Below are 25432 nucleotides of genomic sequence, written 5' to 3' on the forward strand. Positions count from 1 at the left end.
ACGGAACCGCCAAGAAAGGAATTGACTATGCAGACCAACATGCGCCGAGAAATCGACGAGATCCCCGAAGCGGCAGCCCGTCTTCTCGACCGTTCGTCCGAAGCCTTGAAGCAGGCCGGCGCAGCGCTCCGCGCCAAGGACCCGGCCTTCCTGGTGACGATCGCGCGCGGCTCCTCGGACCATGCGGCGCTGTTCCTGAAATATGCGATCGAGCTGCAGGCCGGTCGCCCGGTCGCCTCGCTCGGGCCGTCGCTCGCCTCGATCTATGGTGCCAAGCTCAAGCTCGGTGGCGCTGCGGCGATTGCCATTTCGCAATCGGGCAAGAGCCCCGACATCGTCGCGATGGCGCAGGCGGCAACCGATGCCGGTGCCGTATCGATCGCGCTCACCAACACTCTGCCCTCGCCGATCTCGAAGGCCTGCACCCATCCGCTCGACATTCTCGCCGGCCCGGAAATCGCCGTTGCCGCGACCAAGTCCTATGTCAACTCCATCGTCGCCGGCCTTGCCGTACTGGGCGAATGGACCGGAGACGCTGCGTTGCAGCGCGCCGTGGCCGATCTGCCGAATCAGTTCGCCAAGGCGGTGAAGCTTGACTGGCACGAGTTTGCCGCCGACCTCGGCGAGGCGGAATCGCTCTACGTGCTCGGCCGCGGTCCGGCACTGGCGATCGCCAGCGAAGCAGCGCTGAAGTTCAAGGAAACCTCCGGCATGCACGCCGAAGCCTATTCGGCAGCCGAAGTGTTGCACGGGCCGGTCGCGCTTGTCGGCGCCAAGTTCCCGGTGCTGACGCTTGCAGCGCGCGATGCGGCCGAAGGCTCCGTCGCCGAGATCGCCGACGGCATGGCCGAGAAGGGCGCCGTGGTGCATGTGACGTCGAGCCGCGCCGGCAAGGCAAAGCGCCTGCCGTTCGTCGAGACGGGACACCCGATCACCGACGCGCTGACGCTGATCCTGCCGTTCTACGGCTTCGTCGAAGCCTGGTCGCGCTCGCGCGGCCTCAACCCCGATGCACCGGCCAGCCTCAAGAAGGTAACGGAGACGAGATGACCGAGAAGAAGGCAATCATCGGCGCCCGCCTGTTCGATGGAATCGAATGGCACGATGGCGCCGCCCTCCTGATCGAGGCCGGCCGCGTCAAGGCCATCGTGGCTGCCGGTGATGTGCCGGCGGATGCCACCGTCATCGACACGCACGGTCTGCTGCTGGTGCCCGGCTTCATCGATCTGCAGGTCAATGGCGGCGGTGGCGCACTGCTCAACGCGCAGCCGACGCTGGACGGCATTCGCCAGATCTGTTCGGCCCATGCGACATTCGGCACCACGGCGCTGTTGCCGACGCTGATCACCGATACGCGCGAAGTGCGCTCGGCAACGATCGCAGCCGGCCTCCAGGCGAAGGCGGCTGGCGTGCCGGGCTTTCTCGGCCTGCATCTGGAAGGCCCGCATCTCTCGGTCGCTCGCAAGGGCGCGCATGATCCGGCGCTGATCCGCCCGATGGATGATGCCGACCTCGCGGAGATGGTCGACTGTGCCAGGGCGCTCGGTGTGCTCATGGTCACCGTCGCGCCGGAGAACGCCACGAAGGAACAGGTACGCGCGCTCGCCGATGCCGGCGCCGTCGTCAGCCTCGGCCATACGGATGTCGGCTATGAGGCCGCGGTCTCCTACGCCAAGGCGGGGGCGAAGACGGTGACGCATCTCTTCAACGCCATGAGCGGCCTCGGTCATCGCGAGCCCGGCATCGTCGGCGCAGCGCTTGCGATCGGAACCTTGCATGCCGGCCTGATCGCCGACGGCTACCATGTCGATCCAGCCTCGATGGGTGTGGCGCTGCGCGCCAAGATGGGTCCCGGCCAGATCTTCCTGGTCACCGACGCGATGTCGCCGATCGGAACGGATATGACGAGCTTCGAGCTTAACGGCCGCGAGATCCTGCGTCACGGCGGCCGGTTGACGCTTGCAGACGGCACGCTTGCCGGCGCCGATATCGACATGCTGTCGTCGGTGCGTTTCGTGCACGAGAGGCTTGGGCTTCCGCTCGAGGAGGCGCTGCGCATGGCATCGGCCTATCCTGCCGACGCCATGGGCCTCTCCTCGCACAAGGGCCGCCTGCTGCCCGGCGCGGACGCCGACTTCGTGCTGCTGACGCCGGAGCTGGCCATGGGATCGACCTGGATCGGCGGCGAGAAAGTCTACGCCGCCTGATCGCATCGACAGGCAAAACCTGTGGCCCGACGATCAGAGATGGTCGTCGGGCTTTTTCTTTGGCGCGGACCGAAAGAGCGGCGAAAGGGCCGGAGCGGATGTGGCCTACTGCGCCGAAAGGCGCGCCTTCATCGCCCGAACGGTTGCCACGTCCGTGCGACGCCGATCTTCGGCCACAAATCCCATGCTGACCAGTCGTGGATCGTGAGCCGGCTCACGGATCGAGCAAGACGAATGCACTTCGCTGACCGACAGGTTTTCAAGCAGCGCGTCTACGGTCTCAAGCGTCACGCCCGAGCCCGGCATGATCGAAAGACGCCCGGCGGCGAGCGCCACAAGCTCCGCAAGCTTTTCGATCGCCTGCGGCGCGCTTCTGGCGCCGCCGGATGTCAGGATCCGCTCGAAGCCGAGTTCGACTGCCATTTCGATCGCATCCTTGAAATCTGGCACCAGGTCGAAGGCGCGGTGCAGCGTGAGGCCAAGGCCCGCGGCGTGACCCGTCAGCTTTCGCAGCATCGTAGCATCCAGCTGGCCATCGGCGAGCGAAGCGCCAAGCACGACACCGGCAAGCCCGGCATCGCGCACCGCATCGATATCGCGACGCATCATGTCGAGATCGCCGGCACCGAAGACGAAGTCGCCCGGCCGCGGTCGGATCATCACATAGACGGGCACCCGGGGCGGACCGGCGAGCGCCATCAGCCCGGCCGTCGGCGTCAGCCCGCCGACGGAGAGCGCTGCGCAGAGCTCGATGCGGTCCGCTCCGCCTTCCACCGCCGCTGCAAGCCCGTCGGCGTCGTCGACGCAAACCTCAAGTCCAGTCACGCTCATGCTTTTTCTCCTCCAAGGCCAAGCAAAGCGGCGCCGATCAGCCCGGGCTCGACCTGACATTCGCCGCGCACGACCAGCGGCCGTTTGAACTGGCGCAGAATCCGGCTACGAACCGCCTTGTCGATCTCCTCCAACAACGGCTCGACATTGGAAAGCCCGCCGCCGACCGGCACGATGGTCGCGCCCGTCGTATTGATGACCACGGCGAGCGGCGAACTGACGAGATCGACAAGCACTTCGACGGTCCGTTTTGCCTCCGCGTCGCCTTTCAGCCATGCCTCGATGATCTCGTGGCTCGACAGCGTCTTGCCGTGAATGGTGTCGTGCAGGCGTTCGAGCCCGCGCGCGCCGCCGACGGTATCGACGCAGCGCCGCTGTCCGCAACCACAGGCATAGGCCGGAATGGCGATCGGTGGGTCTCCCGCTTCCGCCGCCAATGCGGGCCCGTGACCCCATTCGCCGGCAAAGCCGCCATCGGCGTTGATCAACTCGCCGCCGACCACCAGCCCGCCGCCGACGCCGGTGCCGAGGATGGCCCCGAAGACGATGCGATGTCCGCGCCCGGCGCCAGCGCCAGCTTCTGCAAGCGCGAAACAGTCGGCATCATTGGCGATCTTGACCGGGAGATGCAGCTCGCGTTCGAGCTCGGCCACCAGCTCGCGGCCGTCGATGCAGGGGATGTTGGCGCATTTGATCCGGCGCGTCTCCGGGTCGATGACGCCGGTGATCGAGATCGCCACGCATTCCGGATGGCCACCGGCCTCGTCGAGCACCGATTCGAGCACCTGGACGAATTGGCGAAAATTGCTGAGAGGGGTCGTGCGGCGCGGCAGCGGAAAGATCCGGTCGCGCGAATGCACGATCGCGCCCTTGATCGCCGATCCGCCGATATCGAAACAGACGATCATGCTTCTCCCCGGATCACGGCCTCGGCGGCAAGGGCGATCGACAGCAGCCGGTCGTCGTGATGATGCGGCGCCGCCAGCTGCAGCCCGACGGGCATTTCCCCGGCACCGGTGCCGCAGGGGATCGAGATGCCGCAAAAATCGAGGAAATTGCCGATGAGCGTGTTGCGCAGCGTCCTGGCATTGGTCTTGAAGAACAGCTCGTCGTCGGCGAGCAGCGGCGCCACCGGCGGCGCGACGTGTGGCAATGTCGGGTGGACGATCAGTTCGCCCGGCTTCAGGCTTTCGACCGTTTCGTGGATCAGCTGGTCGCGGGCATCGAGAAGCGCGATGTAGTCGGGCATGGTGATCTTCTCGCCGAGCCGTGTACGGGCGACGACGCGCGGATCGATGCGTTCGGCCTCGGGACCGGCCAGGCGCTCCCGGTGCAGCGCGTAAGCCTCGGCGGTGACGAGAGCGCCGTGGCGTGCCATCAGATCGAACACTGCCTTGAACGTCGGGAAGGGGCGGCGCGTGACCGTGGCTCCGGCCTTTTCCAGCCGTTTGATCGCATCCTCGAAGGCTTCGACGACTTCGCTCTCGGCCTCGTCGAAGACGATGGTTTCGGGGATGACGATCGAGAGGCCGGTGATCTCACCGCGGCGCACCACCGGTGCGGTCAATCCATGCATGGCGGCGTCGAGCCAGACCGCATCCTGCACCGTATGGCAGAGAGGCCCAAGCGAATCGAGGCTTTCGGCGAGCGGAAACACACCCTTCATCGAATAGCGGCCGCGTGTCGCCTTGTAGCCGACGATGCCGGTCATTGCCGCCGGGATGCGCACGGACCCGCCGGTGTCGGTGCCGATTGCCGCCGGCACGAGGCCGGCCGCGACTGCCGCCGCCGATCCCGACGAGGAGCCGCCCGGAATGCGCTCGACATCGGTCGACGCCGGATTGTGCGGCGTGCCGTAGTGCGGATTGATGCCGAGGCCGGAAAAGGCGAACTCGCTCATATTGGTTCTTCCGACGCTGACCATGCCGGAACCGGCAACAGCTGCGACCACTGCGGCGTCGCTGCCGGCGGGCGGAGTGTCGCGTAGAACCGCCGAGCCGGCGGTGGTCACGCTGTCCTTGACGTCGAAGAGGTCCTTCCAGGCGACGGGAAGACCGTCGAGCAGGCCGAGCGAACGGCCGGCCCGGATCCGGCTGGAGGCGGCCGCCGCTTCCTTCAGTGCGCGCTCGCGGGTGAGGCCGACGAAGATCGCCTGGTCGCCATGTGCTTCGATGCCGGCAAGCGTTTCCTCGGCAAGCGTGACCGGGTCGAGTTTGCCGTCCTGGACGAGGACCGAAAGCCCGGCGAGCGTTTTCTGTCTGGTCATAGTCTCCCCTTGTCCGCCTGCCATCGGTGGCGTTCGTCTATTCTGTCGACCTGTCAGGCCGCTGATTGAATGCGTGTTGCAATCGCTTGGGCGCGTTTCTTGCGCCGGCTGTTATCGTCTACATCACTTACCATATCGCTCCCGATGGCGTTTGCCATGGCTCGCCCGTCTTCGCCGCAGGAATTTTACCGAATGAAGGCGATGCCGATTGTCCTGCCTTGTCGATGCGACAGCTTCTGCCTACATGCCTCATCGAACCTGCCCGACACTGGAGACATGCGGATGATTTTGGACGCGGCGCGACTTTCCCTCGCCAATCTCTTTGCGCCGGAAACCCGCTCGGTATTCTGGAAAGTGCTCGGCCTGACGCTTCTCGCGCTCGCAGCACTCTGGTTCTGCCTGCGCGAACTCTTCATATGGCTGGCTTTGCCCTGGCTCGATGCCTTGATGCCCGGTACGCCCGCATGGGCCGGCTGGCTCACCTTCGTGCTCGGCATCTTCGCGAGCCTCGGACTGGCACTGGCGCTGGCCCTGCTTCTGGCTCCGGTGACGGCGCTGATCGCCGGCCTGTTCCTCGATGATGTCGCCGAAGTGGTGGAAGCGCGCGACTATCCGAACGAGCCGGCGGGCAGGCCCCTGCCGCTTGGCGAGGCGATTGCCGGCTCCGCCAAGTTCCTTGGCGTCGTCATTCTCGGCAACATACTGGCACTGTTTCTGCTGCTCGTGCCCGGCGTCAACCTGATCGCCTTCTTCCTCGTCAACGGATACCTGCTCGGGCGGGAGTTCTTCGAATTTGCCGCCATGCGCTACCGGTCGCCGGCCGAGGCCAGGCTCTTCCGCGCGAAGCACCGCTCGACGGTGTTTCTGGCCGGGCTGATCCTTGCCGCCTTCCTTGCCGTGCCGCTGCTCAACCTGCTGACGCCGCTTTTTGCCGCCGGCATGATGGTGCATCTCCACAAGAGGCTGTCGGCAAGCGACCCGGGATTTTCGCTCGCGCGTGGATCTGCGGCCGGGGCCTGAGGCGCAATCTGCTTGACAGCGCACATTCGCTGGCCAATCTGCCGGCAAATCCACATGATGTCGTGCGCCCAGGTGGCGGAGACCGGACGGAGCAGCTGTAATGAACCATGCCGAAGACCGGATCACCCGTCTCGAAGAGACGGTGGCCCACCAGGCCAAGACGATCGAGGAGCTTTCCGATCAGCTCGCCGAGCAATGGAAGGTCGTCGAGCAGACGCGGGCCAAGCTCGACCGGCTGACGGAACGCTTTCTCAGCCTCGAGGAGCAATCGCTCGACGCGCCGCCGATCACCCGACCGCCGCACTACTGAGCCGCAATCTCATCGCAATTGACCAAGGGTAGAAAACAAAAAAGGCCGCCGTTCCTGCGAACGGCGGCTTTCTTCATATCAGGCGGAAGCCCTTAGTAGGGGCAGGCTTCGTCGCTCATGTAGTCGTGAACCTGGACCTTGCCGGCGATGATTTCGGCCTTCACCTTTTCGACCGCGTCGAGCATTTCCGGGGTGATCAGGGCCTTGTTGTTGTCGTCGAGCGCGTAGCCGACGCCATCTTCCTTGAGGCCGAGGTTGGAGATGCCGAACTCGAACTTGTCGTTCTTGGCAGCCGTGAAGGCTTCGTAGACGGCGACGTCGACGCGCTTCAGCATCGAGGTCAGAACCTTACCCGGCTGCAGGCCGTTCTGGTTGGAGTCGACGCCGATGCCGAGCTTGCCAGCGTCAGCCGCTGCCTGCAGGACGCCGACGCCGGTGCCGCCGGCTGCGTGGTAGACCACGTCCGAACCCTGGTCCATCTGCGACTTGGCGATTTCGCCGCCCTTGACCGGGTCGTTCCAGGCATCAGGCGTCGTGCCGGTGTAGGCTTCGAGAACCTTGACGTCAGCGCCGGTCGACTTGGCGCCGCCGACATAGCCGCAGGCGAACTTGTGGATGAGCGGAACGTCCATGCCGCCGATGAAGCTGACGGTCTTCGACTTCGAAGCGAGACCGGCGAGCACGCCGACGAGGTAGGAGCCTTCTTGTTCCTTGAACACGATCGACTTCACGTTCGGCTTGTCGAGCACCATGTCGATGATCGCGAACTTGGTGTCGGGATATTCGGCGGCGATCTTTTCGAGCGGGGCGGCCCAGTTGAAGCCGGCCATGACGATCGGGTTGTTGCCGTCGCTGGCGAAGCGGCGGAGCGCCTGCTCGCGCTGTGCGTCGTTGGCGATTTCGAACTCGCGGTATTCGACGCCCGATTCAGTCTTGAATTTTTCGGCGCCGTTAAAGGCCGCTTCGTTGAACGATTTGTCGAACTTGCCGCCCAGATCGTAAATGATGGCCGGCTTGATGTCGGCGGCCAGAGCCGTCGCGGACATCATGGAAAAGGCAAAGAGACCGAGAATTGTTTTTTTCATCGTGCAGCCCTGTTGTCGCTATTGATCTTTATCGGGTCCTCCCGCGGGCCCCGAATGGAGCCTGTCTGCGGAACCCACCCCTCTCGCGGGGGCTAGGGTGGCGGCATCCTTGCACGGTCGCGGCAAAAAAACACTCAAAATTTTTCAGATGGTAAAAATGTCGACCGGCATTCACAGGCATCGTTAAAATGCCGGTTCCCTTGACCTTTTAGGGTTCGAGGGGTGACGCCGTGCGCCGTGCGCCCGGTTTAAAAGCTCAACGCAGCTCGCGCAAAAGTAAGCGGCTGTCTTGCGACGGCAACCCGCCCAAATGAAAGCGGAAGCGCAGCAAGCGTATCCGGGGGATCGTGATGCGCCTTAGCCGCCGATCGGGCAGCTGACGCCGGTGCCGCGCAGGCCGCAATAACCATCAGGGTTCTTCGCCAGATACTGCTGGTGGTAATCCTCGGCAAAGTACAACGGGCCGGCCATTTCGATCTCGGTGGTAATCTTGCCGGTATGGCCGGACATTTTCAGCGCCGCCTGGAAGGCGTCGCGTGCGTCCTTCGCCGCTTTCAGCTGGGCATCGTCGTAGACATAGATGGCGGAGCGATAGGTCGTGCCGATGTCGTTGCCCTGGCGCATGCCCTGGGTCGGGTCGTGCTGCTCGAAGAAGGTCTTGAGCAGGCGCGACAGGGCAACCACCTTCGGGTCGTAGACGACCAGAACCACTTCGGTGTGGCCGGTCAGCCCCGTGGTGGTTTCCTGATAGGTTGGGTTCGGCGTCAGCCCGCCGGAATAACCGGCCGCAGTGACGTAAACGCCAGGGATGTTCCACAAGAGCCGCTCGGCGCCCCAGAAGCAACCCATGCCGAGCAGGATCTTCTCTGTGCCTTCGGGGTAGGGGCCTTTCAGCGGGTGTCCCGAGACAAAATGATTGACGGCGGTCGCCATGGCGTCCTCGCGCCCGCGCAGCGCCGTCTCGGCGTCTGGCAGGATGGTCTTCTTGTTGAACATGTCGATCAGGAACATCGTGGAAACTCCATGTCGTCGACGCGGGTGGCTGCGCTCCGCGATGATCAGGCAGCGAAGCGGCCGGCGGCCGGTCGCTTTTTGTATCCGGCCATCCAAAGCAGGAGGGCGAGAAGGGCAAGCACTGCAAAGGCCGGCTGCGTCAACAGCCAGTGCAGCATCGAATGCCAGAAGGTTGGTCCGGTATCTGTGCGTTGCGCGAACTGCACCCAGCTGGCGGTGTCGGCACCGAGGACTTCGAGATCGTCACCGAGCGACGTCGTCACCAACTCGGATGCGGCAACGGACTGGATGGCATCAACCGCACCGGCAAGGACGGCCCCAAGCAGCACCACAAAACTCGCCAGTCTCAGCACGAAGCGCATCGATCCCTTATTCTCCAAACGTTATCACGCCAGACCGAGGAAGCCCCCGCCTTTCGGCACCGGCTCGGCTTTCAGGGGGCAAAGCCGACGAGGTGGGCGAGCGTTGCAATCCGATATGGCGCAGCGTCCAGGCGGCCTCAAAAGGGAGGCGCCGAACAACTCTGCCGCAAGAGATAGGCCCGGTCGGCGACCAGCGCAATGGCAACCGCCGACTGCCAAGTTATACAAGATGTCAACAATCTGTCAGAAAGCAGTTGATCCCACGCAAATCATCGGTATATATCCCGCCCGTCCGCCGGTTCGCGCCGGATGACACGAAGGGCCGCGGCCCTTCCCATCCAGCCGCATGACCATCGGCTGTTGACGGATGGACAGGTGGCCGAGTGGTTGAAGGCGCACGCCTGGAACGCGTGTATACGTGAAAGCGTATCGAGGGTTCGAATCCCTCTCTGTCCGCCATTTCTTCATGTAAGATGTTGTTTTTCTGGGCTTCGTCTTTGCCGCTAATCATCTGGCGCATCACTTTGCGTTGAAGCTAGATGCTTCTCTGTACGGAAGCTACATGCGGCCATCTCGCGGTGGCTATGGCCGGATTGTCGTGGCGGCTGATCGGCTGCGCATCGTGGTTGAGGATGCTGTCTTTCGATAGGTCTGGAGCCCCTGGCCCCAAGTGCGATGGGCACCGTAAAGCAATCCTATCGATATCAAGCCAGACGCCGAGGGTGCAAAGCAGCAAGATGCCCAGATTGGTGTCGAGCAAAGATGTGTCAGCACGAGAAAGCTTGTCATTACGTCGGAATGATTGCTACCCTCGCGTCCTGCACTCAAACAGAGCGAGGGACTGCAATCGGTGCAGGAACCGGCGCAATCGTCGCCGGAGTTGTGCGTGATAGCTGGGGTGATGCGGCTGTTGGTGCCGTGGCCGGTGGCATCATGGGCAACCTGATGGGTCGTTCCCGTGAGGGGGAAGGCTGTTGCATCTATCGTGACCGCTATGGGCGCCGCTTCGAAGCGCGCTGCCGATGACAGCAGCCCAACTTTCTCCGAACGCGTGGAGGGTGTCGATTTCCGGACCGGGCTCGGTGTACCCTGGAAGGTGACGACAGGGTTCAGACTGTCGTCTCTGACGGATCTGCGGCGCGACGGGTGATACTGTACGTTGGGGTAAGTACTTACGACGAACTGGCACATAGCCGAATGAAGGCAAACTCATGGTCCAGCTATCGCATGCCCAGCAATCCGTCCAGTCAACGCCCGGCTCGCTGCGCCCGGATATGATCGCGGGCCTGACGGCAGCGGCAGTGGTGCTGCCGAAGGCAATGGCCTATGCGACCGTTGCCGGCCTTCCAGTCAGCGTCGGGCTCTACACCGCCTTCGTACCGATGATCGTCTACGCGCTCCTCGGCACCTCGCGCGTGCTTAGCGTCAGCTCGACGACCACCCTCGCGATCCTGACCGCAAGCCAGCTCGCGCTCGTCGTGCCTGGCGGTGAGCCGGATAAACTGCTCACGGCAACCGCGACACTGACGGCGCTGACAGGCCTGCTGCTGATCGCTGCGTCAGCCCTGCGTCTGGGGTTCGTGGCAAACTTCATTTCGTCGCCGGTCCTGACGGGTTTCAAGGCCGGGATCGGCCTGGTCATTGTGCTCGACCAGGTGCCCAAACTGTTCGGGCTGCATTTTACCAAGGAGGGGTTCTTCCGGGATATCCTGAACCTCATCCACCATTTGCCCGAAACGTCGCTTGTCACACTCACGGTTGGCGCTACGGCACTGGTGCTCCTGCTGCTCCTGGAACGCCGCTGGCCACATTCCCCTGCTCCCCTTGCCATCGTCGCGGCGGGCATAGCCGTTTCGTGGTTGGCGGGCCTTGGCTCCGCAGGTGTTGCGACAGTGGGGCACATTCCCCAGGCCCTGCCGTCCCTGGTGCTGCCGGATGTCGACCTGATCCTCCAACTTGTTCCCGGCGCATGCGGCATCGCACTGATGAGCTTCACCGAGACGATCGCCGCGGGCCGGGCTTTTGCGGTCGCCGGCGAGCCGCCGATCCTGCCAAACCGCGAACTCGTGGCGACCGGCGCTGCCAATCTCGCTGGCGGGCTCTTTGGCGCGATGCCGGCGGGCGGCGGGACATCGCAGACGGCGGTGGTGCGCGCTGTCGGCGGGCGCACGCAGAAGGCCTCGTTGGTCACGGCGGCGGCCGCCGCGGCGACGATGCTCTTTCTTGCGCCACTACTCGGCCTTTTGCCGCAGGCCGTGCTCGCGGCAATCGTCATCGTCTACTCCGTTGGTCTCATAAGGCCTGCCGAATTTGCCTCGATCCGCAAGGTCCGCCGTATGGAGTTTCGCTGGGCGCTTGCCGCCTTCCTCGGCGTGCTCCTGTTCGGCACGCTCCAGGGCATCCTCGTTGCCATTACCCTTTCGCTCGTCGGTCTCTCCGGCCAGGCAGCCAACCCACGTGTCCACGTCGTTGGCCGTAAACGCGGCGAGGACCTCCTGCGGCCGCTTTCGACCGAGCATCCGGACGATGAAACATTCGAAGGCATGCTGATCCTGCGCCCGGAGGGACGGCTGTTCTTCGTCAACGCCCAGCAGGTCGGCGACCGTATTCGCGCGCTTGCCAGTGAGCAGAAGCCGCGTGTCCTGATGCTGGACCTCAGCCGCGTCGTCGACATCGAATACTCGGCGCTTCAAATGATCATCGACGGCGAGCGGAGCCTTGCGCGGGAGAACATCCAGCTCTGGCTCGCGGGCCTCAACCCGGATGTGCTCGCCTACATCAGGGCTTCGGGCTTTGCCGACCAGCTTGGACCGAACCGCATGTTTTCCAACACCCGCGCCGGGATCCGTCACCATCAGGATAGCAACGCGGCAGCGCCGTCACAGCCCGCTGAGGGTGCCGCAACCACCTGACCTTGCTCAAAGTGCCTGACATCAGGTTTTTGCTTTCGGTCTTCTTGTTTTCGGACTGCATCGCATGGAACGCTGCTGCAACGAGAGAATGCGTCTGCCTATCCGGCTGGGGAAGCGATAGCGCAGCGAACGTACTTCAAGGGCCTGAGAATAACACAACAATACACTAATCTCGTGCGCTCCATGGTCCCAGTTAAAACTTCAGATATAGTATTATTTTATTCCAAATAGCTCCTTGAAACGAGTGAAGAAGGGTGTATTCTCGCCAAAATAGCGATGAGCATTTAGTCAGATTTGGTTCCCGATTTCCGAGTATTTGGGGGAAGCTCTATGGTTGACTGGTTCGTAAGCACGCTTCGCACTTATCCTGAAATTGCAATATTTCTCTCATTGGCGCTCGGATACTACTTCGGGTCGTTCACGTACAAAGGCTTGGGCCTTGGCGCGGTCACAGCGACGCTGATTGCGGCCGTCATCATCGGGCAGCTCGGTATCACCATATCGCCCCCGCTCAAGGCCACGTTCTTTCTGATGTTTCTGTTTGCGATCGGCTACGGCGTCGGGCCGCAATTCGTGCGTGGCATTGCCAAGGATGGCCTGCCGCAGGCGTTGTTCGCCGCGGTCGTCTGCGTCTTCTGCCTTGGGGCTCCCTATATCGCCGCCAAGATAGCCGGCTATGATGTCGGTTCGGCACTGGGACTTTACGCCGGCTCGCAGACCATCTCCGCCTCCATGGGGCTGGGGACGGACGCCATCAATCGTCTTGGTCTGGCACCGGAAGAAACCAAGCGTCTGCTGGATGCGATGCCGGTCGCCTATGCCGTCACCTATATTTTCGGCACGATCGGATCGGCGATCGTGCTGGCCCTGATTGGTCCGGCGCTGATGGGTATCGATCTGGAGGCGGAATGCAAACGCTACGAGGCGGAGCAGGGCGGCAAGAAGGAAGTGGGCGGGGCCGGGACCGCCTGGCACCATTACGAGTTGCGTGCCTACCGCGTGCGCGAGGGCGGGCCGGTCGTCGGCAAGACGGCGCATGAAGCCGAATCCATGATCCCGGAGCAGCGGATCTTCATTGAACGTATTCGCCGCGGCGGAAAGATCGAGGATGCGACGGCAAACACGGTGATCCAGGCGGGCGACGTCGTTGCCGTGGCCGGCCGGCGTGAAGTGCTGGTCAGCCTGATCGGGCACGCGGCCGAGGAAGTGGACGACCGCGAATTGCTGGCCGTGCCGGTCGAAGGGGTCGATGTCCTTGTCACGACCAAGGAAGCGAACGGCAAGACGCTGGCGGAACTGGCGCAATGGCCAACGTCTCGTGGCGTGTTCCTGCGCCGGATCGCCCGGGGTGCCACGGCGACGGAAATTCCGATCCTGCCGAACACGCAGATCCACCGCGGCGATATCCTGACGATCGTCGGGCGGACGCAGGATACCGCGGCTGCCGCCAAGGCTTTGGGCGTGGCCGACCGGGCGACCGACGTTGCCGACGTCGCCTTCATCGGGGCTGCGATTGCCATCGGTGCCCTGATCGGTGCGCTGGTCTATAAGGTCGGGGATGTGCCGTTTACGCTCTCCACCTCAGGGGGCGCGCTGATCTCCGGGCTGTTTTTCGGCTGGCTGCGCTCCGTTCGGCCGAAGTTCGGGCGCATACCGACATCGACGGTCTGGTTCATGAATTCCGTCGGCCTCAATGTCTTCATCGCCGTGGTCGGCATTTCGTCGGGCCCAGGCTTTGTTGCCGGCTTGCAGCAGCTTGGTTTCAGCCTGTTCCTTTGGGGCATATTCGCAACGACCGTGCCGTTGGTGCTGGCGATGTATGTCGGGAAATATGTGTTCCGGTTCCACCCCGCCATTCTCCTGGGGTGCTGCTCGGGCGCGCGCACGACGACAGCCTCTCTTGGCATGATCAATGATCGGGCCAAGAGCCAGATCCCCGGGCTCGGCTACACCGTGACCTATGCCGTCGGCAACACCCTGCTGACGATCTGGGGCATGGTGCTTGTGATGATGATGACCTAGGGCGTTCCCCGGAAAATTGCGAAGCAGCTCTTCGTCACGAAGTGCGTAAAAACAAAGAGATAGAGCGTTGCTCCTGTCCGTGTTGTTTCGCAACGCTCGAGCGGCCTGTTCCGGCCGTTCCACACCATCTTTCGAAGCGCGGACCGGCAGCACAAGGTCCGATTTTCAAAGTGCATCAATCGCGTATTGCGACCAGAATTGTAGCTGCCGCTGAAAGAGGACCTCGGACCGGTGGCAGCGGGCAGCCCATTCGAAACAGAGTTGGGAGCACGTCATGCCAGACGAGACCGCACATGTAGATCAGTTTCTGCTCATCCATTCGGCGCGCGCCGATAATTGGCGAGAAATCACGACGCTGGCCGATGCCTGGGCCGCCAACCGCGGCGAACGGGCAGCACTGGAGAGGGCGATTGCAGCTGTGGCGCCGGCGGAGGAGTACCACGCCTATCCGGGTGGGCGATTGCTGTCGGCGATGGCAGAACGCATCGCCACCAACGATGCCGGCGGGGCGGCAAAACTTGCGCGGCGCATCTCCAACGGACTGCTTACCCATTCCTACCGTGGGCGCCCAGGCGAGTGGGACGTCCACGACGAGATGTCGGCGACCGAAGTGGTCGATATCATGCCGCCCGGAACCGGTGAGCCCGGCGGTCGTCGGCCCTATTTCGAAGTCCTCTACGTCAACAGCCAGCCGGCCGCCCGATGGGATGCTTTCGCAGCGGAGATCCGCAGGCTGCGCCGGCCGGAGGATGGTTTCATCTACGAGCCTGTTCTGGTGGGCTCGTTCGAGGATGCCTTCTGCGCGGCCGCGTTGAACCCCGATATCATAGCCGTCGTTCTCGCCGAGGGATTTCCCTACCGCTCGCGCCACGACGCGCCGGTGCTTCGCTCGGTGCTCGATCCGCTTGGGGAGGCCGAGGGTCCGGATATGTCGGCGCTGCGCCTGGCGCGCGGCTTGAAGCAGATCCGGCCGGAACTCGACGTCTATCTTCTGTCTGACCGCCAGGTCGAAAAGATTGCCGGCGACCCGACGGCCGATGCCGTCAGGCGCGTGTTCTACGCGGTTGAGGAGCCGCTGGAACTGCACCTCGCCATCCTCGAAGGCGTGCAGGCGCGCTACGAAACCCCCTTCTTCGACAATCTGAAGAAATATGCGCGGCGGCCGATCGGCACATTCCATGCCCTGCCGATTGCCCGCGGCAAATCCGTCTTCAAGTCGGACTGGATCCGCGACATGGGGGAATTCTATGGCCTCAACCTGTTCCTGGCGGAAAGCAGTGCGACCACAGGCGGTCTCGACAGCCTGTTGGAGCCAACCGGCACCATCAAGCGCTCCCAGGAGTTGGCGGCCCGTGCCTTCGGCGCCGACCACGTCTTCTTCGTCACCAATGGTACGTCCACCTCCAACAAGATGGCCGTGCAGGCGCTTCTGGCGCCAGGCGACATCGCGGTGGTCGACCGCAACTGCCACAAGTCGCACCACTACGGCATGGTGCTGACGGGCGCCCAACCCTATTACGTCGAAGCGTTCCCGATGACGGAGTATTCGATGTATGGCGCCGTGCCGCTTGCCACCATCAAGCGCGCGTTGCTGGCGCTGAGAGCCGAAGGCCGCCTCGACCGCTTGAAACTGCTCGACCTCACCAACTGCACATTCGACGGCCATATGTACAATGTCCGGCGGGTCATGGAGGAATGCCTCGCCATCAAACCTGACCTGATCTTTCTCTGGGACGAGGCTTGGTCCGGATTTGCCCGGTTTTCCCCCTTCCTGCGTCCGCGCACGGCTATGGGGGCGGCGGCCGACATCGAGGACTGGCTGCGCGATCCGGCCTCGGTCGAGGCCTATGAAAAGCAGCGCGCCGATCTCGGCAAGGATCCTTCGGACAAAGCCCTGCTCGCCGCACGTCTGATCCCCGATCCGCGTCTTGTCCGTCTGCGGGTCTACCAGACCAACTCCACGCACAAATCCATGTCTGCAATCCGGCAGGGCTCGATGCTGCTGGTCAAGGATGTCGATTTCCACACTGTCGAGGCGCAGTTCCACGAGGCGGTTTTCACCCATGCCTCGACCAGCCCGAACCAGCAGCTGATCGCCAGCCTCGACGTCGCGCGCCGGCAGATGGAGCTCGACGGTTACGGTCTGGTGATGAATGCGATCGAGATTGCGCTGAAGATCCGCCGCGCAATCAACGAGCATCCGCTGATCTCGAAATACTTCCACGTCCTTGGCGCCGATCAGATGATCCCTGCCGAATATCGGCAGTCAGGCTTCAAGGATTACCTGGCACCTGGTTCCACCTGGGCAACCGCCGTCAAGGCGATGAAGGAGGACGAGTTCTATCTCGATCCCACGCGCATGACGCTGGTGTGCGGCACGGCCGGTTTCGACGGAACGCAGTTCAAGGGGCTGCTGGCGAACGAGTACGATATCCAGCTGAACAAGACTTCGCGCAACAGCGTGCTGCTGCAGTCCAACATCAACAACACCCGCAGCGATATCGCGCATCTGATCCGTGTGCTGGTCGAGATCTGCCACGGTATCGAGAAGCGCCTGGCCGACGGCGGGGAAGAAGAGCGGGCGTCCTTCGCCGCGCGGGTCAAGTCGTTGATGACCGACGTGCCTGACCTTCCCAACTTCAGTCACTTCCACGAGGTGTACCGCAGCGATGCAGGCCGCACGACGCCGGAGGGCGATATGCGCGCCGCCTTCTTCCACGCCTATGACGCGTCCGTGTGCGAGTACGTGCCTCTTATCGGCGCCGAATGCGACAAGAGGCTGAAGCAGGGGCCGGAAATGGTCTCGGCCAACTTCGTCATTCCTTATCCGCCCGGATTTCCGATCATGGTGCCGGGCCAGGTGCTGACGCAGGAGACGATCGACTTCATGCGCAAGCTCGATGTGAAAGAGATCCATGGTTACGAGAAGGCGCGCGGACTGAAGCTGGTGAAGCCCGACGCCGTCGCCGCCAAGGCGAAGCGTCCGTCAAAGGCAAAGTAGCGCCAGGATGCGGGCGGCGCTCGATCGCTTCGACGTGGTTATACGCATGGTGATGCCTGCGCTTCCTTTGGACTGGCGCACGTAGTCGATTCAGGGAGGCGGGGCGACCGAGGCGGCGTTCGTCGCGAAGGTTCGCTCCGTCGTCTAGGTTTTGCAGGAGCGTTGGCGGTGGGAGCGAACGCAACATAGCCTTTGATCTGGGCGAGGGGGGACCAGTCTGGACATGATTTGGGTCGAGCAATTTCTGATCAAATATCCCGAGCTTGCGGTATTCCTTGCGATCAGCATCGGATATCTGATCGGTGGCCTCAAGGTCAGTGGCTTCAGCCTCGGGCCGGTGACCGGCTCGCTGTTTGCGGGCATCCTGATCGGACAGTTCGCGGATGTCCCGATTGCCGGCATGGCGAAATCGTTCCTGTTCCTCCTGTTCCTCTTCGGCATCGGCTACTCGGTCGGGCCACAATTCCTGCAGGCACTGAAGCGGGACGGCATGAAACCCGTCCTGCTTGCCGTCGTCGTTTGTGTCACCGGCCTGCTCACGGCTGTCGTCGTTGCCAAATTCCTGGGCCTGGATCCGGGCTTTGCAGCAGGCCTCCTGTCCGGTTCCCTCACCGAAAGCCCGGCGATGGGTACCGCAACGGAAGCGATCAATGCGCTGCCGCTGGCCGAGGCGGATCGCACGCGGTTCGTGGCGCACATCGCCGTGGCTGACGCTGTCTGCTACGTCTTCGGTGCGGTTGGCGTCATTCTTTTCTGCAGCGTCATAGGCCCCCGGCTGCTTGGCATCGATCTCGTTGCCGAGGCGCTGAAGCTGGAGAAGGAGTATGGCATTACCCGCAAGGCGGCTGGTGTCTCGTCCGCCTGGCACAGGTTCGAGATTCGCGCTTATCAGATCGCGGATGGCGCACCGGTTGCCGGGCAGTCGATCGCCACCGCCGAGGCGGCATTTCCCGAACACAGGCTTTTCATTCAGCGCCTGCGTCGGGGCGGCACGATCATCGAGGCGGCCCCGGATGTGGTGATCAAGCCCGGTGACATTGTGGCTGTCTCCGGGACGAGAGAGGCACTGGTCAGTGTGCTTGGGCCGCGCGCCGAAGAGATCGAAGATCGTGAACTGCTCGATGTCCCGGTATCGATCTGCGACGTGCTGCTGACAAGCCCCGACCTCAAGGGGCGAAGCATCGCCGATCTCGCCAAGGAAAGCTGGACCCGCAGCCTTTATCTGCGCTCCCTCACGCGTGGGGGCCAGGATATTCCCATTGCGCCGGGGATCACGGTCGAACGCGGCGATATCCTGCGCCTGGTGGGCCCGGAGGCCGTCGTGTCGAGCTCCGTCGAGCGCGTTGGCGTCGTGGTCGCCCCGCCGGCGGCGACAGATTTCCTGGTGCTAGGGCTCGCGATTTTCCTTGGCGGGCTCGTCGGCGTTCTCGTCACGTTTCCGATCGGCGACATGCGGATCTCGCTGAGCACCAGCGTGGGCACGCTGCTCGCCGGTTTGGTCGTGGGTCACCTGCGCACCCGCTTCCCGCTCTTTGGCCGGATACCGGACGCCGCAGTCTCGCTCATGACGTCGCTTGGACTGGCCGCCTTCGTTGCGATGACCGGTCTTCATGCCGGACCTGTGTTTGCCTCGGCAATCGCCGAGGCGGGCATCGGGCTTCTGTTCGGCGGCATGATCGTCACCATGGCTCCAATGATCGTGGGCCTTTACTTCGGGCGCTACGTGCTTGGGATGAACCCGATCCTGCTGCTGGGCGGGCTCGCCGGGGCGCAGACGATGACAGCCGGGATGGCGGCCGTTCAGGATAGATCCGGCAGCACCGTTGCCGTCCTTGGCTACACGCCTGCGGTCCCTATCGGCCATATCCTGCTCACGACGTGGGGAACTGTGATCGTCGGTATTGTTGCGTGATGAAAAACCGCAGGCTCATCGATCGGGGCAACGCTTCTGCACGGCTAGATTTCGCAACAGACTTAAACAGTAAAAAGGAAAATACTGGCTGCGAATCGACAATGCTACCCACCAATGATCTGAAAGGTGCCTTTGATGCGACAGACCTTATACATTGTTCCGCCCGCACTTCTCATCGTTGCACTGACAACCGCGGGGACCGTGGCGGCGCAAGAGCCGGCAAAGCCGGCAGCGCAGCCCACGGAGACCAGCAAGGCGCCGGAACATTGGATCCCCAAGCTGCGGCTGGGCGACGACAATGCCTACTTCGAATTCTACGGCCAGATCAACAAGGGCCTGCTGATCTACGATGACGGCGGACAAACGAACAATTATTTTCCGGTCGACAACGGCAACTCGTCCTCGCGCGCGGGATTCCGGATCTACAGCCTCATGGAAAAGGGCTGGTCATTCGGTGCCAATCTCGAATGGGAATGGAACCCCTACTCGACGACCAACGTGAACCAGCTGAACGAGGATCACTTCGATTGGGGAACCGACCTGCTGCGCAAGGCGGAAATTTACCTCGACTCGAAGGACTACGGCAAATTCTGGTTTGGTCAGGGCAGTATGGCGTCGGATGCGACCGCCGAGGTCGATCTGTCCGGGACCACCGTGGTCGGCTATTCGCTTGTCTCGGATATGGCCGGTGGGCCGTTCTTCCGCAACGATGACGGCACGCTCTCGACGGTCCACGTCAAGGATGCGTTCACCAACTTTGACGGCCTCAGCCGCAAGCTGCGCGTCCGCTACGACACCCCTTCGTTTGGTGGCTTCAGCTTTGCGACGTCTGTCGGCACGCAGGTCGTGCCGGAAACAACCGACGTCACGGTGTGGGATATGGCAGTTCGATACGACGAGACCTACGATGCCTTCAAGGTCGGTGCTGCAATTGCCTTTTCCAGGCCGGGGGACGGCAACTCGATCTACGACGCGTCCGTTTCCGTCCTGCATCTGGATACCGGTCTCAGCCTCACCCTTGCGGCGGCCCTTTCCGACAAGGAAACGGTCGATGGGCACTATGGTTATGTGAAGGTCGGTTATCAGGCTGATATTTTCGAGGTCGGCAAGACGGCGTTTTCGGTTGATGCCTATTTCGGCAAGGACATTGCGGGACGGGGTAGCAAGAGCGATTCCTACGGGGCGCAGGTGGTCCAGAATCTCGACTATCTGCAGACCGAACTCTACCTCGGTGCCCGGACGTACTCCCTGGAGCAGGAGACTGCAAATCTCCAGGATAGCTTCGCTGTTCTTGGAGGAGCCAGGATCAAGTTCTGAAGCCATGCCGGCGGCAGCTGCCGGCCATGCCGCCCGCTCATCGCGCATTCGTTCGTTTCGACTTCTTAGGTGGGCGATGTGCGTTCGTGCGGTCGGGCGCGGTTATGTGGACACGTTCAACGCGCTGAAGGAAAAGTAACACGGGAATAGTTCGAATATCCGATCCCTTATGGGGAGGCCGAAGAGATGCTTACGCATGCTTTGGGCGTGATCGAGAAAACGCGATACGAAATTGAGTTCCAAGGCGCATACTGGGAAATCGACGTCTTTACCGGCGCATATCTCGGGCTGGTGACAGCGGAAATCGAGCTTGCGGACCCCGACGATGAGCCTTCGATGCCGCCTTGGCTCGGGCCGGAGATAACCGGGAACCCGCTTTGTTCGAACCGCGGTCTGGCCCTTGAAGCGGGCCGACCGGGCTGAGGCTTCGCTAGGCAGGGTGAGGCGGCATAGCCGTGTCGGTCCTTCGATGATCCCGAAGGTTGAATTTCGTCTCAAGTCAGGAAATGGAGCCAAAAACATGGAAAAGAAAGAGATCGATCCCAACGCGGCGCCGATCAGTGCCAAGGATCTGCGCATGCAGATGCTGCAACGCGAAATGGATGAAATGGACAAGGAGCGCAAGCTGCGGTCAATTGAGGAGCAGAAGCTCTCCAAGTTCACCGACGAGTTCCTTCATGATCACGTAACGCCTGAGGAAATCGCTGTCGTGCGTCGGCTGGTCACAAATGCCGTGCGTGACGGAAAGTTGGAGGCGCTGGTCTACAGCTTCCCTTCGGACCTCTGCTCGGATCGTGGTCGTGCCATCAATAGCGCTGACAAGGACTGGCCCCAAACGCTTCAAGGCAAGGCCAAGGAGTTCTTCGAGCGCTACCAGCAGTTCGGCAAACCCCAGGGCTATAAATTGAAGGCGATGATCATCAACTTCCCAGGTGGGGTCCCTGGAGATGTTGGATTCTTCCTGAACTGGGCGCCCGACGATATCAAATAGCCAGCCAGGCGGAGGACAGCGAAGCGGCGGTGCGCACTGCCGCTTAGACGCAATCTTGTCTGTCGCACCCTGACACTTATCGGGATAGCGGGCGATCGCGAGAAAACGCGTGATAGCAATCTTCGATGCTCTCGAAGATCATCGGCCTGCCGATTTCCTCGACCAGGCCCGATCGCTCAAGCATCTCCAGGGCATCGGTGTGCAGCTCGGCAAGACCGAGCGCAATTCCGCGGTCGGCCATATAGGCTCGGACCTCTTGCAGCATGATCGCTGCGCTACTGTCGATCTGCGGAATCGCGCTCGCGTCGATCACGAACCAGCGGGTATCCTCGGGCAGATCGTCCACAAGAGCGCGCAGCTTTTCGGCGATGTAGTCGGTATTGAAGAAGAGCAGGCTGCCCTGGATCATGCAGACTGTCAGTCCCTCGACGGCGAGCGCGTCGGGAGCGCGGTGAAGCTTGAAAAAACCGTCGCGGCCCGGGATCCGCCCAAGGATCGCGTATCGCGGAAACATGCTTTTCTGCAAGAGATAGACCAAGGTTGCCGCGATCGCGATGACAACACCGTTGAGCACGCCGAGGCCGATCGGCCCCCACATCGCGATGAGAGCGAAAGCGAACTCCATTCTGCTGATGCGCCACGTTTGTTTGAGAGCATCTATGTCGATGAGGCTGAGCGCCGTTGCGGCAAGAATGGCTCCGAGCGCCGGGATCGGTAGGATCCGCAGCGAGTCGCCGAGAAAGACAATGGTAGCCAACAGGCCCGCGGCCGCAACGAGGCCGGCAATCTGGGATTTGCCTCCCACCAGCAAGTTCACGGCAGTTCGCGAGTCCGAAGCAGTGACGGGAAATGCACCAAACAGGCCGGCCGCAATGTTCGCCGCGCCGAACCCGGACAGTTCACGATTGGGATCGACGCGCTCACCCGTCTGCGCCGAAAAGCTTCTGGCGGCAATGATCCCGGATCCGAAGCTGACAAGGAAGATCGCCGCTGCGCCGAGCAGCAGCGGCTGCAAGGAAATTCCGGCCAAGGACGGGATGGCAAGCGGCGGCATACTGCCGGGTATGTCGCCGACGACGGCAATGCCGAGCGCCTCGAAGTCGAACATCGCCGAGAGTGCGGTGGCAAGCACGACGACGATGATCGGGCCTGGGATCGGCGATCGGAATATGCGTGCGGCCTGCAGTAGGGCGAAGGCCGAGACGGCAAGTGCAAGAGACGGCAGATGGATGGCGTCGAGTTTGCCGAGCAGTTCGAAGATGGGTCCGATCAGGCCGTCCGATGCGATCTTCAAACCCGTCACGCGCCCGATCTGACTGACCAGGATGGAAAGCGATATCCCCGCGAAAAAGCCGGTGAGGATCGGCCGCGACAGAAAAGTGGCGAGAATGCCGAGCCGTGCCAGACGCGCTGCAAGACAAAGCCCGCCGACGATCATGGCCAGCAGGGCCGCGACGGTCGTCCTGCTTGCCGTGAGGCCAGGATCGGCAAAGAGCGTCGTGAGCACGGCAGCGAGCACCGTCATCGTCCCTGCGTCCGGGCCGACGATCAGTTTGCGAGACGGCCCGAAAAGGGCGTAAGCCACGAGAGGTGCGATGCTGGCATAGAGGCCCGTTTCCGCGGGCAAACCCGCCAGAGCCGGATAGGCGATGGCACTTGGCAGGCCGACCGCTGCGATCGCAAGGCCGGCGGACACATCGCTCTTGAGCCACGCGGCCCTATAGCCTGAGAGACCGGAAATCAGGGGTATGTAGGAAGCGACGGAGGACATGTCTCAGAATACTCGCTTCGCAGTTCGAGGCATTGATCGCAGTCAATCCGTACCAGGGAGATCTCGACACAATTCGACCCACACGAACGCTGACTGGCGCGGCGTTGAGGTAGGTTCTCGTATTATACTAGGGCGAATTCCCCGGTCGTGTAGGATAGGCCACACATGATCACTGCACATCTGGACGCAGCTGGCTGTTGTCCCTTGCACGGAGTGGAGAGGCGGCATGAATGATCGACCGACTGAGGACGGCGATGGGCGGGCGCCGGGATCGGACGGCATGTCGATAGAGGCCCGCGTCACCATCTTTGCCCGGTTGGCTGTTGTCGGTCTTTTCGCCTATCTATCCCTGACCTTGATAGCGCCGTTTGCCATCATCATTCTGTGGGCGGCCGTCTTGGCGGTCGCACTTAATCCCGCCTATCAACGGATATGCAGATGGCTTGGCAACAGGCGAAAGCTTGCTGCGTTCGTTCTGACCCTTGCTTGCCTGGTGTTGATCGTCGGACCGCTTGCAGGGATTGCTGTCAGCTTCGTCGAGCTTTCCCACACCCTATTGACGCGATTGTCTGCCGGCACTTCGTTTGTTCCCGTTCCGCCGGAGGCTGTAAAGAACTGGCCTGTCGTGGGTGAACGTGTCTACGAAGCATGGCTGTTGGCTGCCAGCAACATCAAGGCCGCCCTGATCCGGTTCGAGCCATACCTGCTCCAAGCCGGCACCTCGTTTCTGGCAAAACTGGCGCGCTTTGGAGCAGACCTTGTTGGCTTCGTCTTTTCCGTTCTTGTCGCTGGGTTTCTTTTCGGATCTGCCCAGCGACTGTCGGAACATTTCCAGACGTTTGCAGATCGCATTGGTGGTGAGCGCGGTATCGGCTTCGTCCGGCTTGCCGCCGCGACCATTCGCAACGTTGCGCGTGGCGTCCTCGGGATTGCGTTGCTGCAGGCCATCCTTTGCGCGCTCGTTCTCGGTCTTTTTGGGGTGCCGGCACCAGGTGCGATCGCGTTTGCGGTTCTGGTGGCCTGCATCGTTCAGATCGGGCCACTGCTCGTCATACTGCCGGTGGTGATCTGGGCGTTCTGGCATTTTACCTTCGGCACCGCGATTGCCCTGACCCTGGCGTTGCTGCCTCTCGTCATCATCGACAATGTCATGAAACCGATCCTCGTGGCGAAGGGGCTGTCGACACCCACGCTCGTCATCTTGCTGGGGGTCGTCGGCGGCACGATTTCCTATGGTTTGATCGGCCTTTTCCTCGGTCCTATCGTCCTCAGTGTCTTCTACGACTTGCTGATCGTCTGGGTGCGTGCCGATCGCCCCAGATGACCCGGGACGACCGCACTGAACGGGTGCGGTCGCAGCCTTGTCAGAAAACGTCTGGAACCAAGTTTCTCGGAACGTTCGGCTCCACATAGTCGTCAGGGCGCTTCTGCCTCTTGCCGAGAGCCGGCGCCTGATATTTCACGCGCTCGTAAGGTATGGATTTGAGAAGGTGGCTGATGCAGTTGATCCTCGCCCTTTTCTTGTCGTCCGATGGCACGATCCACCAGGGCGCGTGCTGACTGTCGGTTATTCGGATCATCTCGTCGTAGGCACGCGTGTAGTCCCACCACCGACGATAGGATTCGAGATCCATCGGGCTCAGCTTCCATTGGCGCAGCGGGTCATCAATGCGCTGGCGGAACCGTCGCTCCTGTTCGTCCTCGCTGACAGTCAGGAAATACTTTAGAAGCGTGACGCCGCTTTCAACGATGGCAGCCTCGAACCGGGGAGTAAGTTCAAGAAAGCGTCGCGCCTGCTTGTCCGAACAATAGCCCATGACGCGCTCAACGCCGGGGCGGTTGTACCAGCTACGGTCGAAAATGACGATTTCGCCGGCTGCCGGCATATGAGCGATATAGCGCTGCATGTACATCTGTGACTTTTCGCGGTCGGTCGGCGCCGGCAGGGCAACGACCCGGAAAACGCGCGGACTGACACGTTCGGTTATGCGCTTGATGGTCCCGCCCTTGCCGGCTGCGTCGCGGCCCTCGAAGATGATGACGATCCGTGCACCCGCCTTCTTCACCCAAGCCTGAAGGTGCGCGAGTTCCACTTGAAGACGGGCCATCTCCTTTTCATATCGCTTGCGCCCGTCCTTCCGTCCCTTGTTCTTCTTCGTTCCTTTTGCCGCTGATTCCAGCAGGGCTTCGTCGTCCTCAGATCTGTCCATGACTTCCCACTCCTTTAGTCAGGCAAAGAAACGATGAAATGCACTGCGAACAAACTCTGCATCCGAGGCGCGCGGACACGTCAGGGCGTACGGCGCTCAAAGTCCCCGCTCAAACAGGTGTGGCTCCCGCCACTCAGCGAGCGACATGATAACCATCGGCCATCTCTTCGTTGTCAGACGGTTTCGATAATAACGCCAATC

21 protein-coding genes and 1 tRNA gene are annotated in these 25432 nt (G+C 62.2%); 14 read left to right on the forward strand and 8 right to left on the reverse strand.

Translation table 11 applies throughout. The annotated features are described in order from the left end of the window. The first annotated feature begins 27 nt into the window (after nt 1-27). Both AC1Q80_RS00405 and nagA read left to right on the forward strand, forming a co-directional pair. The gene (locus tag AC1Q80_RS00405) at nt 28-1050 is read left to right on the forward strand and encodes an SIS domain-containing protein (RefSeq protein ID WP_173418590.1); all 1023 of its coding nucleotides are present in this window, start codon (nt 28-30) and stop codon (nt 1048-1050) included. After that, on the forward strand, nt 1047-2207 hold the full coding sequence (gene nagA, locus AC1Q80_RS00410) for an N-acetylglucosamine-6-phosphate deacetylase (protein ID WP_492359351.1): 1161 nt from the start codon (nt 1047-1049) through the stop codon (nt 2205-2207). Before AC1Q80_RS00405 ends, nagA begins: the two co-directional genes overlap by 4 nt. Before the next feature lie 105 nt (nt 2208-2312). On the opposite strand, the gene AC1Q80_RS00415 is transcribed toward nagA, so the two are convergent. The 3 genes from AC1Q80_RS00415 to AC1Q80_RS00425 are packed head-to-tail and all read right to left on the reverse strand — an operon-like array spanning nt 2313 to nt 5304. Continuing rightward, nucleotides 2313-3038 (reverse strand): copper homeostasis protein CutC, encoded by a 726-nt coding sequence (locus tag AC1Q80_RS00415; RefSeq protein ID WP_209788288.1) that lies wholly within the window; start codon nt 3036-3038, stop codon nt 2313-2315. Beyond that, entirely contained in the window at nt 3035-3946 is a 912-nt protein-coding gene (locus AC1Q80_RS00420; protein ID WP_209788285.1) for an ROK family protein, read from the reverse strand. Before AC1Q80_RS00420 ends, AC1Q80_RS00415 begins: the two co-directional genes overlap by 4 nt. Further along, entirely contained in the window at nt 3943-5304 is a 1362-nt protein-coding gene (locus AC1Q80_RS00425) for an amidase (protein ID WP_173418594.1), read from the reverse strand. Before AC1Q80_RS00425 ends, AC1Q80_RS00420 begins: the two co-directional genes overlap by 4 nt. Before the next feature lie 282 nt (nt 5305-5586). On the opposite strand from AC1Q80_RS00425, the gene AC1Q80_RS00430 reads away from it, so the two are divergent. Together AC1Q80_RS00430 and AC1Q80_RS00435 are read left to right on the forward strand one after the other, a co-directional pair. Next, nucleotides 5587-6324, forward strand: coding sequence for a sulfate transporter family protein (locus tag AC1Q80_RS00430; RefSeq protein ID WP_173418595.1), 738 nt, complete (start codon nt 5587-5589; stop codon nt 6322-6324). Between the two features lie 100 nt (nt 6325-6424). Then, complete coding sequence (locus AC1Q80_RS00435; protein ID WP_173418596.1) at nt 6425-6634, forward strand: SlyX family protein; 210 nt, start codon at nt 6425-6427, stop codon at nt 6632-6634. Between the two features lie 92 nt (nt 6635-6726). On the opposite strand, the gene AC1Q80_RS00440 is transcribed toward AC1Q80_RS00435, so the two are convergent. The 3 genes from AC1Q80_RS00440 to AC1Q80_RS00450 form a co-directional block, all read right to left on the reverse strand. Beyond that, nucleotides 6727-7719, reverse strand: a complete 993-nt coding sequence (locus AC1Q80_RS00440) for a BMP family lipoprotein (protein WP_112809329.1) — start codon at nt 7717-7719, stop codon at nt 6727-6729. 357 nt (nt 7720-8076) lie between these two features. Further along, on the reverse strand, nt 8077-8730 hold the full coding sequence (gene msrA, locus AC1Q80_RS00445; RefSeq protein WP_173418597.1) for a peptide-methionine (S)-S-oxide reductase MsrA: 654 nt from the start codon (nt 8728-8730) through the stop codon (nt 8077-8079). 47 nt (nt 8731-8777) lie between these two features. Next, nucleotides 8778-9095 carry a hypothetical protein gene (locus tag AC1Q80_RS00450; RefSeq protein WP_173418598.1) on the reverse strand — a complete coding sequence of 106 codons (318 nt, stop codon included), beginning with the start codon at nt 9093-9095 and terminating at the stop codon, nt 8778-8780. A gap of 369 nt (nt 9096-9464) precedes the next feature. Here AC1Q80_RS00450 and AC1Q80_RS00455 point away from each other — a divergent pair. The 9 genes from AC1Q80_RS00455 to AC1Q80_RS00495 all read left to right on the forward strand — a co-directional run bounded on the left by AC1Q80_RS00455 (nt 9465) and on the right by AC1Q80_RS00495 (nt 21250). Further along, nucleotides 9465-9554: transfer RNA gene (locus AC1Q80_RS00455), tRNA-Ser, on the forward strand. A 339-nt stretch (nt 9555-9893) separates the two neighbouring features. Continuing rightward, entirely contained in the window at nt 9894-10121 is a 228-nt protein-coding gene (locus tag AC1Q80_RS00460; protein WP_412728338.1) for a YMGG-like glycine zipper-containing protein, read from the forward strand. A gap of 185 nt (nt 10122-10306) precedes the next feature. After that, nucleotides 10307-12007, forward strand: a complete 1701-nt coding sequence (locus AC1Q80_RS00465; RefSeq protein ID WP_492359352.1) for a SulP family inorganic anion transporter — start codon at nt 10307-10309, stop codon at nt 12005-12007. A 330-nt stretch (nt 12008-12337) separates the two neighbouring features. Beyond that, nucleotides 12338-14029: an aspartate-alanine antiporter gene (gene aspT / locus AC1Q80_RS00470; RefSeq protein ID WP_173418601.1), complete on the forward strand. Its 1692-nt coding sequence runs from the start codon at nt 12338-12340 to the stop codon at nt 14027-14029. Between the two features lie 274 nt (nt 14030-14303). Then, entirely contained in the window at nt 14304-17030 is a 2727-nt protein-coding gene (locus tag AC1Q80_RS00475; RefSeq protein WP_492359353.1) for a decarboxylase, read from the forward strand. A 223-nt stretch (nt 17031-17253) separates the two neighbouring features. Next, on the forward strand, nt 17254-18942 hold the full coding sequence (aspT, locus tag AC1Q80_RS00480; RefSeq protein ID WP_492359354.1) for an aspartate-alanine antiporter: 1689 nt from the start codon (nt 17254-17256) through the stop codon (nt 18940-18942). A 135-nt stretch (nt 18943-19077) separates the two neighbouring features. Further along, entirely contained in the window at nt 19078-20259 is a 1182-nt protein-coding gene (locus tag AC1Q80_RS00485; RefSeq protein WP_173418604.1) for a porin, read from the forward strand. 201 nt (nt 20260-20460) lie between these two features. Further along, nucleotides 20461-20682 (forward strand): CYTH domain-containing protein, encoded by a 222-nt coding sequence (locus tag AC1Q80_RS00490; RefSeq protein ID WP_492359355.1) that lies wholly within the window; start codon nt 20461-20463, stop codon nt 20680-20682. Nucleotides 20683-20779: 97 nt separating this feature from the next. Next, nucleotides 20780-21250, forward strand: coding sequence for a histidine kinase (locus AC1Q80_RS00495; RefSeq protein ID WP_173418607.1), 471 nt, complete (start codon nt 20780-20782; stop codon nt 21248-21250). A 76-nt stretch (nt 21251-21326) separates the two neighbouring features. Here the strand turns inward: AC1Q80_RS00495 and AC1Q80_RS00500 are convergent, their stop codons facing one another. Beyond that, entirely contained in the window at nt 21327-23021 is a 1695-nt protein-coding gene (locus AC1Q80_RS00500; RefSeq protein WP_492359356.1) for a SulP family inorganic anion transporter, read from the reverse strand. A 226-nt stretch (nt 23022-23247) separates the two neighbouring features. Between AC1Q80_RS00500 and AC1Q80_RS00505 the strand changes: the two genes are divergently transcribed. Further along, nucleotides 23248-24345: an AI-2E family transporter gene (locus AC1Q80_RS00505; RefSeq protein WP_173418609.1), complete on the forward strand. Its 1098-nt coding sequence runs from the start codon at nt 23248-23250 to the stop codon at nt 24343-24345. Nucleotides 24346-24385: 40 nt separating this feature from the next. On the opposite strand, the gene ppk2 is transcribed toward AC1Q80_RS00505, so the two are convergent. Beyond that, nucleotides 24386-25231: a polyphosphate kinase 2 gene (ppk2, locus tag AC1Q80_RS00510; RefSeq protein WP_173418610.1), complete on the reverse strand. Its 846-nt coding sequence runs from the start codon at nt 25229-25231 to the stop codon at nt 24386-24388. Between the last annotated feature and the right edge of the window lie 201 nt (nt 25232-25432).

This window comes from Ensifer sp. GW823-FHT05D09, from assembly GCF_058795755.1.

What these genes read in the sequence shown, in the direction of transcription:
- AC1Q80_RS00405 (WP_173418590.1), top strand. Translation starts at nt 28, where the DNA reads ATGCAGACCAACATGCGCCGAGAAATCGACGAGATCCCCGAAGCGGCA.
- nagA (WP_492359351.1), top strand. Translation starts at nt 1,047, where the DNA reads ATGACCGAGAAGAAGGCAATCATCGGCGCCCGCCTGTTCGATGGAATC.
- AC1Q80_RS00415 (WP_209788288.1), bottom strand. Translation starts at nt 3,038, where the DNA reads ATGAGCGTGACTGGACTTGAGGTTTGCGTCGACGACGCCGACGGGCTT.
- AC1Q80_RS00420 (WP_209788285.1), bottom strand. Translation starts at nt 3,946, where the DNA reads ATGATCGTCTGTTTCGATATCGGCGGATCGGCGATCAAGGGCGCGATC.
- AC1Q80_RS00425 (WP_173418594.1), bottom strand. Translation starts at nt 5,304, where the DNA reads ATGACCAGACAGAAAACGCTCGCCGGGCTTTCGGTCCTCGTCCAGGAC.
- AC1Q80_RS00430 (WP_173418595.1), top strand. Translation starts at nt 5,587, where the DNA reads ATGATTTTGGACGCGGCGCGACTTTCCCTCGCCAATCTCTTTGCGCCG.
- AC1Q80_RS00435 (WP_173418596.1), top strand. Translation starts at nt 6,425, where the DNA reads ATGAACCATGCCGAAGACCGGATCACCCGTCTCGAAGAGACGGTGGCC.
- AC1Q80_RS00440 (WP_112809329.1), bottom strand. Translation starts at nt 7,719, where the DNA reads ATGAAAAAAACAATTCTCGGTCTCTTTGCCTTTTCCATGATGTCCGCG.
- msrA (WP_173418597.1), bottom strand. Translation starts at nt 8,730, where the DNA reads ATGTTCCTGATCGACATGTTCAACAAGAAGACCATCCTGCCAGACGCC.
- AC1Q80_RS00450 (WP_173418598.1), bottom strand. Translation starts at nt 9,095, where the DNA reads ATGCGCTTCGTGCTGAGACTGGCGAGTTTTGTGGTGCTGCTTGGGGCC.
- AC1Q80_RS00460 (WP_412728338.1), top strand. Translation starts at nt 9,894, where the DNA reads ATGATTGCTACCCTCGCGTCCTGCACTCAAACAGAGCGAGGGACTGCA.
- AC1Q80_RS00465 (WP_492359352.1), top strand. Translation starts at nt 10,307, where the DNA reads ATGGTCCAGCTATCGCATGCCCAGCAATCCGTCCAGTCAACGCCCGGC.
- aspT (WP_173418601.1), top strand. Translation starts at nt 12,338, where the DNA reads ATGGTTGACTGGTTCGTAAGCACGCTTCGCACTTATCCTGAAATTGCA.
- AC1Q80_RS00475 (WP_492359353.1), top strand. Translation starts at nt 14,304, where the DNA reads ATGCCAGACGAGACCGCACATGTAGATCAGTTTCTGCTCATCCATTCG.
- aspT (WP_492359354.1), top strand. Translation starts at nt 17,254, where the DNA reads ATGATTTGGGTCGAGCAATTTCTGATCAAATATCCCGAGCTTGCGGTA.
- AC1Q80_RS00485 (WP_173418604.1), top strand. Translation starts at nt 19,078, where the DNA reads ATGCGACAGACCTTATACATTGTTCCGCCCGCACTTCTCATCGTTGCA.
- AC1Q80_RS00495 (WP_173418607.1), top strand. Translation starts at nt 20,780, where the DNA reads ATGGAAAAGAAAGAGATCGATCCCAACGCGGCGCCGATCAGTGCCAAG.
- AC1Q80_RS00500 (WP_492359356.1), bottom strand. Translation starts at nt 23,021, where the DNA reads ATGTCCTCCGTCGCTTCCTACATACCCCTGATTTCCGGTCTCTCAGGC.
- AC1Q80_RS00505 (WP_173418609.1), top strand. Translation starts at nt 23,248, where the DNA reads ATGAATGATCGACCGACTGAGGACGGCGATGGGCGGGCGCCGGGATCG.
- ppk2 (WP_173418610.1), bottom strand. Translation starts at nt 25,231, where the DNA reads ATGGACAGATCTGAGGACGACGAAGCCCTGCTGGAATCAGCGGCAAAA.